Source organism: Vibrio sp. STUT-A16 (assembly GCF_026000495.1).
Classification (GTDB): Bacteria; Pseudomonadota; Gammaproteobacteria; order Enterobacterales; family Vibrionaceae; genus Vibrio; species Vibrio diabolicus.
Genome location: NZ_AP026765.1, coordinates 1,502,601 through 1,517,743, shown reverse-complemented (window position 1 = coordinate 1,517,743; position 15,143 = coordinate 1,502,601). Strand labels below are relative to the sequence as shown.

Below are 15,143 nucleotides of genomic sequence, written 5' to 3'. Positions count from 1 at the left end.
TCTCGACTATTTTAGTCGAAATTCACATAGAATGTCTTCTTCTCTAAATATTGTTCGAAGCCATATTTTCCATCTTCACCACCAGTTCCGCTCAGTTTATAGCCATTATGGAAACCTTGATGCTGTTCTCCATGACCACGGTTCACATAAATCTCACCACATTCAAGTTCGTGAGTTAAGCGATGTACATACTTCATATTTCGCGTACAAATCATAGCTGCCAAGCCATACTCACTATCATTTGCGTAATCAATGACTTCTTCAAAAGTGTCGAATTTTATAACAGGAAGAATTGGACCAAATGCCTCTTCATGAACAATCGTCATTGATTGTTGAACATTACCTAAAATTGTGGGTTCAAACCAGAAGCCCTTTCCAAACTCACCCTCCGTAAGGCGCTTTCCACCATACAAAAGTTGCGCGCCTTCTTTCAATGCCTGCACGACTAATGCTTCCATGTGCTCAAGCTCTCGTTTGTTTACTTTAGGACCCATATCAGATTCTGGATCCATAGGATTACCCACTTTGATATTTTGGACTTTCTCCATAAAGATCGCCATGAATTCATCGTAGACACTAGAGTGTACATACATACGTTCATTACATGTACATACCTGACCACAGTTGTCGAAGCGTGAATGTAGAGCAGCGGCGGCGGCTTGCTCCAGATCAGCATCTTCCATTACGATGAATGGTGCTTTACCACCCAGCTCTAGTTGAACGTGAGCCATGTTATTCGCAGACGCTTTGATGATCTGCTGACCAACGGGTGTTGAACCTGTCATAGTGACCATATTAGTATAACGGTGACTAGTTAAAGCGCCACCTAAGCTTGCTCCACCACCGGTAACTATATTGAGTACACCTGCAGGAATACCCACTTTTTCAGCAATATAGCCTAACTCTAACGTTGCGAGCGGAGTTTCAGAGGTTGGTTTAACAACAATAGTGTTCCCCGCAACCAGTGCTGGTCCTATCTTGCGACCTGCTAATGCAAATGGGAAATTCCATGCAGTGATCGCTACCACGACACCACGAGGAATTTTTTGAATCCAGATATGTTCGTTCACATTATCAGATTGAACAATATCGCCATCCATCTGACGAGCCCAGTCACACGCGTATTCGATAAAAGATGCAGCTACATCGACTTCACCCAACGCAACTCGGTGTAGTTTGCCTTGTTCGCTCACGAGTAACTCTGCAAGATGCTCACGGTTATTGCGGATTTCTTGAGCAAACTTTCTCAATAGTTCAGCACGTTGACGCGCGGGTACTCGTTTCCAGTCAGATTGAGCACGTTTAGCCACACTCAAAACGCGCTCAGCATCATCTTGATCACCATCCTGAATCTCAGCAAGCACTTCTTCGGTTGACGGGTTAATAACCTGATCAACTTTGCCGTTCTCAGCGTCAATCCACTGGCCGTCAACGTACATTTGGTAACGTTTCATAATTGTTCCTACTTTAAACTAGTGATAGCCGCCTTCAAAAAACAGACAGCCAAAATATTGGTTTACCACACCATACCAATAGCTCAACCAATTTAGTGTGCGCAAAATCAAAATTTTGTATTTTAGAGTAGAGAGTTCTCTGTCAAACACAATAAATGTTGTAATTCTAGGTAGTGACTAAATATCTTGCGCAAAAAACAGATCATCAAACTCAGCAGAAGATTCTTCGTTATTGACCAGCTTCATCAACTCCTGCCGACTGTTTTCTATATGACGCCAAACAGCAATTTTAGCCTCTTCTGCAGAACGTTTTTGCAACGCGATGAGAATCTGCTTATGGTCATCAACCCATGCGGTTTTCAGCGCTGTTTCATGAAGGTATTTATGGTTTAGTTCTCGCCAAAGTGGGTTATGAATGCGTACAGTGCTCCACATTTGGTTCGCTTGATTGATTAGAACTCGGTTTTGAGTCGATTCCGCGATCATATGATGAAACTTTTGGTCAAGTTCTTCAAACCTTGTACTATCACCGTTAAGCTCATTTTCTTGTTGTGCAACGACTTTCTTTAAAGCTTGTAGTTCATTGAATTTGATCTGTGTGGCAGCAAACCCAGCTATATTACTTTCTATAACTTGTCTGGCTTGCAAAAGCTCAAATGGCCCTATGTCACTTATTGGAGTTAATAGAGTATTGCAAGTCTTGTCAGGAGAATCTATAAAGTAGATTCCAGCCCCCTGTTTTACGGCGATTAATCCCTTAAGTTCTAACATGATGATTGCTTCACGAATAGTCGCGCGGCTGGTATCAAAACGCTCACTCAGTTCCCTTTCAGAAGGTAACCTTTCCCCGGCCTTAAACTCACCAGAGTACAAAAGCTCTTCTATCTGTTTACCTACATCAAAATATCTTCGTCTATTTGCGTGTTTAGCCATAGTCATTTCTGTCCTAAACCATTACCATTGGTCAACAACTAGTAAGGATGTTAACTTCTAACTTTCTCATTTTCGTTTGATATACGGTCAAAGTGACATATTTATACCCTGATAACCAGTATAACCCTCGAGATTTCTCTAATAATAAGACAGGCCTCAAATAAATCCAAACCAATTTCGGATTAAAACCCAAAAATGGTTTACCAAAATAGAAGAGTGATTTAAATTAAGAATCAGCCGCGAAGTATCTTCCAAATGCCATTGATCTGGAACGCTATAGCAGGTAAGAACATGGAGGCACAATCTGTGATTTGGCCCTATGCGCCATACTCAGGAATTTCTTATATCCCTCACAATCATTTATTCTCTTTTAGTTGTAAGCAACTCCTTACAACTTACTGTTGCGATGAATTAAACTCAGTTGGAAAAAGATCGGTGGGGTATACCAGAATGCGGCTAGAGATTTGCTTTCCCCAGCCACCTTTTATAATCATCGTATCAATAATTAGTTGCTAATACAGACCCCGCTCTCATCAAACACATGACAATCCGATGTAGCAAAGTAAAGATCGATGTTGTCAAATGCGCTCACCTCTTTGTCGCCTGGATGGTGAACGATGAACCCCTCTTGCTTTGCATACTGGCCAAATAGATAAGTACTGTTACCCAATCGCTCAACCACTTCACTTGCAAAACGAATCGTCACATTCCCCTTCTCTTCCTCAACATGAATATGTTCAGGTCGAATGCCAACTTTCACGAGCTCACCTACTTTTGAACCACTCTGCTGCTTCATCGGTATAGAGATAACCTGTTCGTCGGCAAGACGAACATTCAAAAACTCTTTATCAACTTCTGTGATTTCGCCATCGATAAAGTTCATTTTTGGTGAACCAATAAAACCAGCAACAAACATATTGGTTGGTTTATTATACAGTTCTAAAGGTGAGCCAACTTGCTCAATACTCCCATCACGTAAAACAACAATCTTGTCAGCCAGCGTCATCGCTTCCACTTGATCGTGCGTTACATAGATCATAGTTGTATCTATTTCTTGGTGTAAACGAGCTATTTGTAAGCGCATTTCAACACGCAGCTCTGCATCAAGATTCGATAAAGGCTCATCAAATAGGAAAGCACTTGGGTTACGGACAATAGCACGACCAATCGCTACACGCTGACGCTGACCACCTGACAGCTCTTTTGGTCGACGCTTTAAGAGTGGCTCGAGCTGAAGTGTTTTAGCCGCAAGTAATACCTGCTTATTCACTTGATCTTTAGATACCCCATTCATCTTAAGGCCGAACCCCATATTCTCTTCAACCGTCATATGAGGGTATAGCGCATATGATTGGAATACCATTGAGATACCACGTTCAGCAGGTTCAACGTCGTTCACCATATTACCGCCAATGAATATTTCACCATCGGATATAGTTTCAAGACCTGCGATTAAACGTAGGAGAGTTGATTTACCACAGCCCGATGGGCCAACAAAAACGACGAACTCTCCGTGATCTATTTCTAAATCAACGCCGTGAATTGTTTGTACTTTTCCAAAACGCTTTTTAACGTTTGATAGTTTGATATCTGCCATTTTTTGAGCCTTTAATTCTTAAACACTTCAACTTATCAACCAAAATAACTTAAACACACCGCGTTGGTTAATATGTTTTTGGTAATTTAGTCCGTTATTGTGATTGAATTCATAATTGTTGCTACAGACAAACCATACTAGCGGCTTAATCCAGCTAATTTGAAGCCAATCACACATTAATCATCAACCAATTGGTAATCTTGGCTCTAAATTTGGTATTCCAATTAAACTTTAATGGCAAATAACAAAGATCCTTGGTGAGTAAGCCTATTTATTCATCGAGTACCATAAAGGAAGGTAACAATGAAACTAACAAAACTTGCAGCTATAACAGCTCTTACTCTCTCAGCATCTAGCTTTGGCGCAAATGAAGTCGAACTAGAAGTCGCTAGTTGGAAGGGCGCAGGAGCAGAAGTTGCAAACTTTCCAGTTCTAATCGAAAAGTTTGAGCAGCAGTATCCTACAATTAAAGTCCGTCTTAATTACATGGCGCGTAATGACATGGTAACCAGCATTCCAGCGCGTTTCCAAGCTGGTAGTCCACCGGATGTCATCATGGTTGACCGCGAGTTTATCACACACTGGGGTGGAGCCGGTCAGCTAATGGAAATTGGTGATCAAGCTTTCGTTGAACGTATTCAACCTGGTCTACAATCACATCTTGGCTTAGACAACAATGTATACTACGCAATGCTTCAAGTTTCCGGCATGGGTATCTATGTTAATGATGACTTAATGGCCAAAGCGGGAGTTACAAAGTATCCAGAAACCATTGCTGAGTTTACTGCTACGTGTAAGCAGCTAAATAATGAAGGCATCACACCAACTTTACTTGCAGGTAATAACGGCGCGTGGACACCTTACATTTTCTTCTTAGCACTAGGTCTTGCTGATGGTGACGTACCTAGCCAAGACCGTTTAGCTCAGTTTAACAATGGCAAAATCAAATTCGCTGAAGACCAATCAATGAAGAACGCATTTGAGGCGTTCCGTCAAATGATTGATGCTAAGTGTTTCGATCCAAAAATTAGTGCGGGTACAGACCCATGGTCGGTGGCACTGACAACATTTCAATCTGGCCGTATCGCTATGCTGCCTCAGGGTTTATGGAACATCAACCCATTTGTTAAAGATTCTTTGCCAGAAAACTTCTCTCTAAAACCGTTCCCATCGGTTAATGGCGATAAAGGTATCACTCTAGATTACCTTGGCCCTGGTTGGGCAATTCCAAAAGATGCTAAGCACGTTGACGCAGCTAAAAAGTGGATCGACTTCTGGACTCTAGACGAGAACCTAAAACTGTTCTTGGAAGCAGATACAGCAATGACCACACTAACTGGTGGTACTTCAGGTCTGCCAATGAATATTGCCAAAGATTATGTCGAAGCGCGTGACGCTATGCAATATGTAACGTTTCCTGTCGGTGCGCTGCCTGTTGAAGTAACACGTGATATGACGAATGACATCATGTCATTTATGTTAAACCCAAGCCAAGACTATAACGTGATTCTTGAGCGTTGGGACGCACTTGTCGCTCGCGATATCGCGAAACGTTAATTGCTTGTTTGGCAGCTATATCTTTTTAGCTGCCGTCTTTGCCCATAGGCTAATTGAGGGTTGTAGTTATGAAAGTCGATAAAAGGTTGTATTTCCTTATTCCGGCTCTATTTTTGTATCTCATGTTCACTATCTATCCAGTGTTCAAGGGGATTTCATTGTCGATGACAGAGTATGCTGGTGTTGGTGAAGCAACATGGGTTGGTTTAGATAATTATCGTGAGATATTCTCCGATCAGCGCTATGTTCAAGTGCTGAAAAATACCATGATCTACGGTATTGTCGTCGTCGTGTTCCAAAACGGGTTGGGGCTGATTTTTGCTTCCATCTTAAACAGTATTCCCGCAGTACGCGATGCATTACGTACTGCCCTACTTGTACCTTCAATGCTGTCGCTAGTGATTGCAGGTTATGTATGGCAATACCTTTATGCACCAATGGGTGGAGGCTTAAACGAGCTTCTGGCTTCATTTGGCATGGGTAGCATGCAGCAAATTTGGCTTGGAGACTCTTCCATTGCCCTATTCTCTGTTGCCGCTGTTCACGTATGGATGTTTGTCGGTTACTCGACCGCTATTTTCTTAGCAGGTTACGCCGGTATTTCAACCGAAGTGAAAGACGCAGCGCGTGTGGATGGTGTATCACCAATCAAGTCGTTCTTCCATATTGATATTCCACTGCTTGCCCCAGCGATTACCGTCAATATTACGCTTGCTACGATCGGTACTCTTAAATCATTCGAGTTCCCATTCATCATGACAGGTGGTGGTCCAGATTACGCAACGATGACGCTAGGTCTTAAGATCTTCCAGCTCATCTTCCAAGACTTTAAGTATGGCTCTGCAGCAGCTCTGTCAGTGGTCATGATTGTACTGGTAGCTATGATTACTATTATTCAAAACAGTTACCTACGAGCTCGTGAGGACCGTATCTAATGAGTAGTATTACATCCAATAAACTGCCAACAAAGACCGAAGACCAGTCAACAGCAACACGTAAAAAAAAGTTTCTTTCGCCGCGCAACGTAAAACAGGGGCTTTTGATTTCACTGATGTTTGCGATCACGTTCATCATTCTCTCTCCTGTTTTCTATATGGTGTTTATGTCATTCAGAAGCCGTAGAGAGATTATGCTTGATCCTCTCGCATTGCCTACAGAATTGCATTTCTCAAACTACGTGAATGTTATTGCTGACATGAACTACTTTGGTACTGTATTTAATACTATCGGAATAACTGTTGTTACTATCTTCTCTGTGGCTATTCTCTCTTCGCTTGCTGCTTACCCGCTAGCAAGAATTCGTAGCCGAGTAAGCAATATCGCTTACATTTTCTTCATGCTAGGCATGGTGATCCCACCATTTGCGGCCCTAACACCGCTATACCTATTCATTCGTGATTTAGGCCTACTAGATACTTACTTCGGTCTGATTTTGGTGTATACCGTTGGTCACTTGCCGTTAGGTGTCTTCTTCTACACTAGTTTTATGAAAGCCATACCGAAAGAGCTTGAAGAAGCTGCGACACTTGATGGGGCGACATTCTTAAAGACTTACTGGTACATCATCTTCCCTATGCTTAAGCCAATTACAGGTACACTAGCGATCTTTATCACTTTAGGTGTTTGGAATGATGTGGTTAACCCACTGCTCTTCATCACAACGGAAAGCAAGTTAACCATTATGCCAGCCGTACTGCGCTTCTTAGGAACCTACTCTGTTGATCCAACACAGTTGTTCCCTGCAGCAGTGCTTGCATCACTTCCACTTCTTGTTGTGTTCTTTACATTATCTAAGCAGATTGTAAATGGTATGACAGCAGGTGCTGTGAAATAACCCAACAGAGCAAGGCATTCGTGCCTTGCTCACTTTCTAGGAGAAAACACTCTCATAGAGCTCTATTAAGCTACACCGCTACATCCAATAATAATTATGTTTTTAGTAGTACATTGCGCCCAGCGCTATTTGAATATTTTGTATAGACTATCAAGTATTTATCCAATAACGATTCAAGGAAAACTAATAACATGGAACTAAAACTACTCTCTCTTGCCACTGCAATTACTGCTTGTTTACTTGCCACCAGCAACGTGTCAGCAAAACAAATCGAACTTGAAGTCTCTAGCTGGAAAGGCGCTGGCGCAGAAGTCGCTAACTTCCCGTTAATCATCGAGCGATTCGAAAAAGCAAACCCTAATATCAAAGTAAAACTCAATTACATGGCTCGTAATGACATGGTGACGAGTATCCCTGCTCGAATGCAGGCAGGTTCACCGCCCGATGTCGTGATGGTTGACCGTGAGTTTATCCAACACTGGGGTGGCAATGGTCAGTTAATGCCACTCAATGACCTCCCGTTTGTCGAACGTGTACAACCTAAACTTCAACCTTACCTTGGCCTTGATGAGACAGTTTATTACTCAATGCTCCAAGTTTCAGGTATGGGTGTGTTTGTGAATAACGACTTGTTTGAAGACGCCGGTATCAAACGCTACCCACAAACCGTTGATGAGTTAGTTCAAGCTTGTACAGCGCTGAATGACAAAGGGATTCAGCCAATGCTACTTGCAGCAAACAATGGTGGCTGGACCCCTTATGTCTACTTTTTGACCATGGCGCTGGCCGATGGTAATAACCCAGATCTGTCTCGTATGGACAAGTTTGTGAGTGGTGAAGCGAAGTTTGCCGACGATGCATCGATGAAAAATGCCTTTGAAGGCTTTAGAAAGATGATTGATGCCAAGTGCTTTAACCCAATGGTTTCAGCGGGTACCGACCCATGGTCAGTAGCGCTAACGACATTCCAATCTGGCCGTGTTGCTATGCTGCCACAGGGTATGTGGAACATTACTCCGTTCTCAAACGATTCACTTCCTGAGCATTTCTCTTTACACCCGTTCCCAGCAGTGAACGGCGATAAAGGTATTGTTATGGACTATAACGGCCCAGGTTGGGCGATTCCAAAAGATTCGGGTGAAGTGGAAGCCGCGAAGAAATGGATCGATTTCTGGATGAATGATGACAACTTAAAAGTCTATCTAGAAGCCGATACCGCGATCACGACTCTCGCGGGCGGTACTTCTGGGGTGCCTGAGTTAGCCAAACCTTATGAAGATGCTCGCTCTGCCGGACAACTGGTTACGTTTCCTGTTGGAAACATCCCTGCTGATTTGGGGGCTGATATGCCAAATGATATAACAGCATTTATGCTAAAACCTGATCAAGATTACACCAAGATCTTAGAACGTTGGGACCGTACGGTGGCTAAAAATCTTAAGTAGTTGAGTAATCGAGTAATTAAGTAAGGCGCTGCTGGTCATAAACTTCAGCGCCAACATTAAATCAGGGCGAATGTCTTAACATTCGCCCTGATTTCTTATCGTTACTTCACTGGTTTGGCTGTGACAAACCGATACGCATTAAATGGCTGCCCTTGATATACCCCAACCACTTGAACCGATGTCATCGTAATCACATTCGCCAGAGCCTTGCCAGTGACTGTCAGCTGTGTCTGATCTTCAAACACACCAAAAGAGGCTTCATTGGGTATCACACCAGGTCCGGGGGTTACCTTTACGGCCAACTCCTCGATAGGATACTCTGCTTCGATCATAACATCATAAGAAAACTGCTTGTCTCTCAATTCCAATACACGTGGCGTTGATATTTTCATTCCCCCGGGTAAAGGAATTGGTCTACTAAATTTCATTTCACCACTTGCATGAAAGCGACCATCACTACAAGCGATCACTGGCACACTGAATGCCAGAGAAATTAACAACAGTCCTCTAGTAGTTTTGTTTGTTTTCATAAATAAGTTACACCTCTGTTTGGCATTTATAAACAGCCTATTTTCCACCTCATTAACATGGCAAAAATTCACAAGAATCGCGAGTTATGCGCAGAAAAACTTAGACTTACACCACAATAAAGGTTGACCAATATCGATCAAAATCGCACAAACAACAAACCAATATTGAGCATTGTTTATCCAAAGTGTTAAATCAATAGTGAGCAAACGTTCACTTCTTATATTCATAACAAGGAAAATATATGCCCTACACAATGAAAGGCCTTACTAGGTACTTCCAGTTAACATTGGTCGCGAGTACTATCTCCATACTCGTAGGATGTGGCAGTGATAACACTGAAGAGATCCCTCCTCCACCTGATGGTTCATTTACAGTCGGTATTTTCGACCCAGTTACCGTACAAAGGGATGTTGCAGGATCACTGATACAAAGAGTTAATTTAGAACTGGATATCGAGAGTGAGTTTGCGAATTTGTCACTCTATATTGATGATAAGTTGGCCATAGATAACATCGACGTTCCTTCACCGGGTATCAACCACATCAATGCGCTTGTGGACGTTGGCTCTACGGGTGTAAAGAACATTAAGGTTATGGCACGCGGTAGTGATATCACAGTAAATAAGCTGGAATTCGCAGAGCGTCCAGATATTCTCCTACCTCAATTCAAAGACATTGCCGAAGAATCTGGTATTGCGAACCAAGACGCTCTCCCAAAATATGGCGGCCCTACGGTTGCTGATATCAACAACAACGGCTATTACGATATTATTCTTAACAACCATAACTGGCGCCCAACAAACCAACTCTACTGGAACAATCAAGATGGTACCTTCACGGTGGAAAACGGAGGTTGGGATGGCTCACTCTCTTGGGGTGATATGCATGGTACGGCAGCAGCAGACTATGACCACTCAGGTGATTTAGGCATTATTGTTACACGAGGTGGCGGAAATGGAACCACTCCATCTTACCCTGACTTTTTTGTGAATGAAGAAAGTAAGCTAACCGAGTCTTATCAAGAGGTTGGAATAACTGAGAGCGCGAGAGGACGTGGGGCTCGTTTCTTAGATATGAATGGAAACGGGTATCTTGACCTCGTATTTATTAATGCTGAAGGGATCAACGGCGGTAGTGGTGCACAGCACCTTTTCTACAAAAACAATCAAGATGGTACCTTTAGCCGCATTGATGTTCCCGGTATTGAAAAAGCCAATACTGAGCGTGTTCTTGTGCTCGATTTTGATGGGGATGGCATAGATGACCTACTCTTTTTGACACCTATGACACTATGGAAAGGCAATGGTGACTTCACATTTACAGATGTCACTGAAAGCGTACTTCCAGAAAATGTTCGTCAAACTTGGCAGGTTCAAGCTGCTGCAGATGTCGATGTGACAGGAAATGGCTTACCCGACATATACCTCTCAAAAGGCTTACCACATTATCAATTATCTAATCGCTCATTAGACTTTAACCCTATCGCTCAAACACTCAACCTTAACGATGATGGCAATAAAGGGCGAAGAACCATGCAATTGACCGTGGAGGATGGATTCACTCTTAAAGATCTTCACCTTACTTATCGACAGTATGATGGTGGCTTCCCTATCATGCTTGGTGAGCAGAAGACCGCTCATGAAGTTGTGAAAGTAGAAGACTATTACACTCTTCCTGATGACTTAGAAATCACCCCGGACAGTGCAATTGGCTGGCCATCAGAACGCGATGAAAATGGTATCTATATTGGGTATATTGGCGACAATACGTGGAACGTGGAATGGGTTAAGAATGCGGATGTGTTCTGGCAGATTGCATTTACCATGGAAGATATCAAAGATGTGAATGTTGATTGGCAACCACAAAACCGCAATCAGCAAGATGTTCTTTTAGTCAACCGTGATGGCAGGTTTGTCGATGAGTCCGCTGAATGGAACCTACCTAAAGGGGGCAATCACTGGGGCGTAACATACGGCGATTTCAATAATAGTGGACACAATGATATCTTTATTCATCGCTATGGGTACTTAAAAGAACGTGTGACCGATTACCTCCTTATCAATGATGGAAACGGACAATTTGAAATTACCCAAATGCATGGTGCACATGATGTTAACGACTCAGGTCATGGAGACATGGGGCAAGCCTTTGCTCTTACTCGCGATGGTAAAGTAGATCTACTCAACGGCAGCGAAGACGGTATCTGGTATCTATATAAAAACCAGACACAAAACGTTGGCAACCACTCTCTTGTCCACGTAGGTTACAGCCCATTACATAACATCGACCCGATGTCAGCCGTTGTTACTGTGACGACAGAAAGCAAGTCATACACTCGAAGAGTCGGGTCTGCGGGTGAAAACTTCTCACAGAGTTTGCTCAATACCGTTCATTTTGGCCTAGGTAAGAATCAGACCATTGAAGAAATCAAAGTGACTTGGCGTAATGGTGAGGTCGTTTATCTCAACGATGTCATGATAAACGAGCGAGTGTCTAGCGACGATGCAGATATGCCAGTTCCTGAGAGTATTAGCTTGGGTGCTGACGAACGTAAACTGCGCCCAGGAGCCACCTATCAAATTACGCCTTCATTCACGCCACTCAATGCCAATCCAGTGGTCACTTTCAAGTCAAGCGATCCATCCGTTGCAAGCGTTTCTGATAGCGGACTTGTTACTGCTCTCGCCATTGGTGATGCAGAAATTTTGGTTCAATCAAGCGTTGCGGAACAAGTGTCATCATCACTTCTTATTCGCTCAGGGGAGTTTGACCCTATCTACGCAACTGATATTTCAGTCGTCAACGAGACAGATCCAATTTACGTAGGTCAAAGCGCTGCACTGTCTGTAGAACTAACTTCAAGTGAGCCTGGTAAATCACCTGATGATATTTCCGTGACATGGTCTTCTTCAGATAACACAACGGCCACTGTCTCTGTTGATGGCGTTGTCAACGCGATCAAGGCAGGCTCAGTCCAAATCACAGCCAGCGCAAATGGCGCTCACCAACCGGGCGCGGTGACAGACACTCTAAGTATAGATATAGAAGATTGGTTTGAAGCGAGCGTGACATTTGATGACAACAATAAATACATGGGGTCTCCGCTATGTACCAACCAGCCTTTGAGCGTTATTGCAAACTATCATGCAGGCTCTGGTTCGACCGTAAATGAAAATGGACTTACATTCCGCTTAAGACAGATGGATGCAAGCTGGGGATTAGTAAATGACTACATCATTTACCATGCAGACTCGGCAGAAACTGTTTCTGGCTCTGTCGATGTGGTCTTCGACCTTACCAACCCTTTAGTTATCCCAACAGCAGATTTACCTGATGGAAACTTCCACTTCTTATTTGTTGAGTTCGTGACCAATGAAGGTAAAAAGCACGAAAAAGGGATTGGGTGGGCCCACGGTGATATCAACATAGTAGAATGTAGCTAAATCAGCGAAAATGAGTAACACCTCGTTCAACATTTTAGCAATGAGCTAACCTTTTAGGTTGGCTCTTTTCTATGGACCTTTCATAAAATACCACATTCTTTATTAACTCAAATGTCATAACTCATACTAGATTTTACATATCCGTAGGCAACTTACGACTAGCTCACACAAAGAGACTTGTTAGTATTTTACCTTACAATCGAACAGAATGTATCGTAAGCCCCCTATTGTAAGAAAAGTTCAAAAAATGGGAACAAACTTCAGTGATCTGCACCAGCCAGACTGGACACTTCATTAAGCGACATTTTGCTGCTCAAAGTTAACTGGGCTTAGATACCCAAGAGCACTGTGCCTTCTTGTCCGATTATAATCAACTTCAATGTACTCGAAGACCGTTTGGCGCATCTCATCTCTGCTCATGATCGGTTCGTATTGGATCGCCTCAACTTTCATAGAATGGAAGAAGCTCTCAACACACGCATTATCCCAACAGTTTCCTTTTCTACTCGTACTTTGTTCTAGATTATAAGCACTTATTATGTCCCTATAGTCTTTTGAGCAATACTGGCTACCTCGATCACTATGAACAATAACATGCTCAGGGAACCCTCGACGGAACAGAGCCATTGATAATGCATCGCAGACCAGAGTTGCCGTCATCCTCGTATCCATTGACCAACCTATTACTTGTCGTGAGTAAAGGTCGATGATGACAGCCAGATACAACCAGCCTTCGCTCGTGGCAATATACGTGATATCTCCTGCCCATTTTTGATTCGGAGCCGTTGCGTTAAAGTCCTGAGCTAGCAAGTTCGGTGCTACAGACATCTTATGCTTGCTATCCGTCGTGCATTTAAACTTGCGTGCCGCTTTCGGAGTTAAATCCTGACGCTTCATACTGGCTGCAATGGTTTTAACATTACGGCTATCACCATTCTCCGCCAGTTCTTTCTGGATGCGCCTTGAGCCATCACGACCTTTACTATTGTCAAAAGCCTCTTTGACCTTTGTATCGAGCTTTTGGCGTAATGCCTCGCGCTGGATGGCCTTGTGGCGATGCTTAATCCAGTAATAAAACCCACTTCGTGAAACTTCGAACACCTTAGTCATGCGGACAACATTGAAGCACAGAAGGTGTTCGAGCATAAATTCATAGCAATCTACTTTAGATTTCTCGCGAAGTAGGTGGCGGCCTTTTTTACGATATCTAGCTCTTCAGCTTGCTCAGCCAATTGCCTTTTGAGCTTGGCGACTTCAGCAGCCAGATCTTTTTCACGCTGACTGGTACTGGTGTCTTTCTTAAGTGCCTTACGCCAACCGTAGATCTGGGATTCGTGCAACCCGAGCTGTCTCGTTGCCTCAGCAACGCCTACTTTCTCTGCTAGCTTCAGGGCTTCTGTCTTAAATTCAGGGGAATGTTTAATTCTAGTTTTGTTATTTGTCATTGTTCACCTCATTAGTGATTGTACTCACTTAACTCGGTGTCCAAAACTGCTGGGGCGGATCATTAACGTGCTATCGCTAATAGTGTCAACGCTACCGTCAGATTAGGAAAAGTGTGTTGATACTTTGATCGTTTATTATGTTCATTTTAGTGTAATGAACTCACTTTCTTTCAATATGTGCGTTGTTTAACCATACCATTCCATTGTTTACATACGTTAAACATTCATGAAAGTTTACCACGGATGTTGATCACACTTTTGCTTTACTATATAGTTTTACAGATGAATCTTGTAATTTAATTACATAAGGAACCCAATATGCTATCAGTAATTAAGAATATCTTCGTACCAACTAAAGACTATGCTGGCCGCAATATCGATACTGTAATCCAGCGACTAGCTGCTCAGACTAAAACTAATGTGCATGCTTGGTCATACCTAAATGAGTTGGCTGTATATGAGAATACTCAGACTGGCATGCGCGTCTACCGACACGAAACTTCAAAATTTGTAGCTTAACTGGTTTTAGCTGCTCTTGTAGGTCGGCACTCATCAAAGCACATACGCCATATTAAGGGTATGAGCAACGTAATGTTGTAGTAGGTGTCATTCCATTTATGACTAAACTCATCACCTTTTCCGATGTAGTTAAACTAATCGGAATATGCTTCTTGTAGTTCCCATGATTGCCCTTCATCTAGCGGGGCTGGTAATGGAATATCTCGCCAGTCATCTACCATTAAAGAAGTGCTCACCAAGAAAATAGGCAGCAGTGCTAGGGGTTTAGTCGTCGATTTCATTCTCATTGCTTTGTTTATTTTTGAAAAGTAAGTGGTTACTCGCAAACAAAGATAGTTTAAAGATAAATCATTATTCCATAATTAGATTACTAAAATGAGATCTTT

Annotated in this window: 11 protein-coding genes; 5 read left to right on the top strand and 6 right to left on the bottom strand. The window is 42.8% G+C overall.

From position 1 onward, the window contains the following. Window positions 1-11 precede the first annotated feature (11 nt). The 3 genes from OO778_RS07155 to ugpC form a co-directional block, all read right to left on the bottom strand. The gene (locus OO778_RS07155) at window positions 12-1,454 is read right to left on the bottom strand and encodes a 3,6-anhydro-alpha-L-galactose dehydrogenase (RefSeq protein WP_130201293.1); all 1,443 of its coding nucleotides are present in this window, start codon (window positions 1,452-1,454) and stop codon (window positions 12-14) included. A gap of 177 nt (window positions 1,455-1,631) precedes the next feature. Continuing rightward, window positions 1,632-2,387 (bottom strand): FCD domain-containing protein, encoded by a 756-nt coding sequence (locus OO778_RS07150; protein ID WP_171934145.1) that lies wholly within the window; start codon window positions 2,385-2,387, stop codon window positions 1,632-1,634. A gap of 505 nt (window positions 2,388-2,892) precedes the next feature. Continuing rightward, window positions 2,893-3,984 carry a sn-glycerol-3-phosphate ABC transporter ATP-binding protein UgpC gene (gene ugpC, locus OO778_RS07145; RefSeq protein ID WP_130196687.1) on the bottom strand — a complete coding sequence of 364 codons (1,092 nt, stop codon included), beginning with the start codon at window positions 3,982-3,984 and terminating at the stop codon, window positions 2,893-2,895. A 303-nt stretch (window positions 3,985-4,287) separates the two neighbouring features. On the opposite strand from ugpC, the gene OO778_RS07140 reads away from it, so the two are divergent. The 4 genes from OO778_RS07140 to OO778_RS07125 all read left to right on the top strand — a co-directional run bounded on the left by OO778_RS07140 (window position 4,288) and on the right by OO778_RS07125 (window position 8,820). Then, a complete protein-coding gene (locus OO778_RS07140) occupies window positions 4,288-5,541 on the top strand; it encodes an ABC transporter substrate-binding protein (RefSeq protein WP_264911178.1) in 1,254 nt (417 codons plus the stop codon). A 68-nt stretch (window positions 5,542-5,609) separates the two neighbouring features. Beyond that, window positions 5,610-6,476 (top strand): sugar ABC transporter permease, encoded by an 867-nt coding sequence (locus OO778_RS07135; RefSeq protein WP_253910057.1) that lies wholly within the window; start codon window positions 5,610-5,612, stop codon window positions 6,474-6,476. Continuing rightward, complete coding sequence (locus OO778_RS07130) at window positions 6,476-7,375, top strand: carbohydrate ABC transporter permease (protein WP_264911176.1); 900 nt, start codon at window positions 6,476-6,478, stop codon at window positions 7,373-7,375. The genes OO778_RS07135 and OO778_RS07130 overlap by 1 nt, the downstream gene beginning before the upstream one ends. A gap of 191 nt (window positions 7,376-7,566) precedes the next feature. Beyond that, on the top strand, window positions 7,567-8,820 hold the full coding sequence (locus tag OO778_RS07125) for an ABC transporter substrate-binding protein (protein WP_264911174.1): 1,254 nt from the start codon (window positions 7,567-7,569) through the stop codon (window positions 8,818-8,820). 101 nt (window positions 8,821-8,921) lie between these two features. Here the strand turns inward: OO778_RS07125 and OO778_RS07120 are convergent, their stop codons facing one another. After that, window positions 8,922-9,350 (bottom strand): hypothetical protein, encoded by a 429-nt coding sequence (locus OO778_RS07120; protein WP_264911172.1) that lies wholly within the window; start codon window positions 9,348-9,350, stop codon window positions 8,922-8,924. Between the two features lie 242 nt (window positions 9,351-9,592). Here OO778_RS07120 and OO778_RS07115 point away from each other — a divergent pair, with 242 nt between their 5' ends. After that, on the top strand, window positions 9,593-12,793 hold the full coding sequence (locus OO778_RS07115) for an FG-GAP-like repeat-containing protein (protein WP_264911170.1): 3,201 nt from the start codon (window positions 9,593-9,595) through the stop codon (window positions 12,791-12,793). 294 nt (window positions 12,794-13,087) lie between these two features. Here the strand turns inward: OO778_RS07115 and OO778_RS07110 are convergent. Further along, window positions 13,088-14,238, bottom strand: a protein-coding gene (locus tag OO778_RS07110; RefSeq protein WP_086027145.1) for an IS3 family transposase whose coding sequence is annotated in 2 segments (ribosomal slippage) — window positions 13,088-13,995 and window positions 13,995-14,238 — 1,152 coding nt in all. Because the reading frame shifts where the segments join, the coding sequence is not laid out codon by codon here. A 653-nt stretch (window positions 14,239-14,891) separates the two neighbouring features. Next, the gene (locus OO778_RS07105) at window positions 14,892-15,038 is read right to left on the bottom strand and encodes a hypothetical protein (protein ID WP_158308258.1); all 147 of its coding nucleotides are present in this window, start codon (window positions 15,036-15,038) and stop codon (window positions 14,892-14,894) included. Window positions 15,039-15,143 lie beyond the last annotated feature (105 nt).